At 57.8% G+C, this 1418-nt stretch carries 1 rRNA gene (only partly in view); it reads right to left on the reverse strand.

From position 1 onward, the window contains the following. A 23S ribosomal RNA gene (locus tag AB0J04_RS45185) occupies nt 1–1274 on the reverse strand; it reaches 1922 nt to the left of the window's first position. Nucleotides 1275–1418: the final 144 nt, after the last annotated feature.

Here is a 1418-nt window from a genome sequence, read left to right on the forward strand (position 1 = left end):
GCAATGACACGACTTCGGCGGTACGCTTGAGCCCCGCTACATTGTCGGCGCGGAATCACTAGACCAGTGAGCTATTACGCACTCTTTCAAGGGTGGCTGCTTCTAAGCCAACCTCCTGGTTGTCTGTGCGACTCCACATCCTTTCCCACTTAGCGTACGCTTAGGGGCCTTAGTCGATGCTCTGGGCTGTTTCCCTCTCGACCATGGAGCTTATCCCCCACAGTCTCACTGCCGCGCTCTCACTTACCGGCATTCGGAGTTTGGCTAAGGTCAGTAACCCGGTAGGGCCCATCGCCTATCCAGTGCTCTACCTCCGGCAAGAAACACACGACGCTGCACCTAAATGCATTTCGGGGAGAACCAGCTATCACGGAGTTTGATTGGCCTTTCACCCCTAACCACAGGTCATCCCCCAGGTTTTCAACCCTGGTGGGTTCGGTCCTCCACGAAGTCTTACCTCCGCTTCAACCTGCCCATGGCTAGATCACTCCGCTTCGGGTCTTGAGCGTGCTACTGAAACGCCCTGTTCGGACTCGCTTTCGCTACGGCTACCCCACTCGGGTTAACCTCGCAACACACCGCAAACTCGCAGGCTCATTCTTCAAAAGGCACGCAGTCACGAGAGTGCATGCAAGCATGCACTCCGACGCTCCCACGGCTTGTAGGCACACGGTTTCAGGTACTATTTCACTCCGCTCCCGCGGTACTTTTCACCATTCCCTCACGGTACTATCCGCTATCGGTCACCAGGGAATATTTAGGCTTAGCGGGTGGTCCCGCCAGATTCACACGGGATTTCTCGGGCCCCGTGCTACTTGGGTGTCTCTCAAACGAGCCGCTGATGTTTCGACTACGGGGGTCTTACCCTCTACGCCGGACCTTTCGCATGTCCTTCGTCTACATCAACGGTTTCTGACTCGTCTCACAGCCGGCAGACTGTGAAAGAGAGATCCCACAACCCCGTATGCGCAACCCCTGCCGGGTCTCACACGCATACGGTTTGGCCTCATCCGGTTTCGCTCGCCACTACTCCCGGAATCACGGTTGTTTTCTCTTCCTGCGGGTACTGAGATGTTTCACTTCCCCGCGTTCCCTCCACATACCCTATGTGTTCAGGTATGGGTGACAGCCCATGACGACTGCCGGGTTTCCCCATTCGGAAACCCCCGGATCAAAGCCTGGTTGACGGCTCCCCGGGGACTATCGTGGCCTCCCACGTCCTTCATCGGTTCCTGGTGCCAAGGCATCCACCGTGCGCCCTTAAAAACTTGGCCACAGATGCTCGCGTCCACTGTGCAGTTCTCAAACAACGACCAGCCACCCATCACCCCCCACCAAACGGTCGGAGTGCACTGGGGCCGGCACCTGAAGGCAGCCTCACGGCCGTACCCTCAGACACCCAACAGCGTGCCCGGCGC

It is taken from the genome of Streptomyces sp. NPDC050263 (genome assembly GCF_040655955.1).
GTDB lineage: Bacteria > Actinomycetota > Actinomycetes > Streptomycetales > Streptomycetaceae > Streptomyces.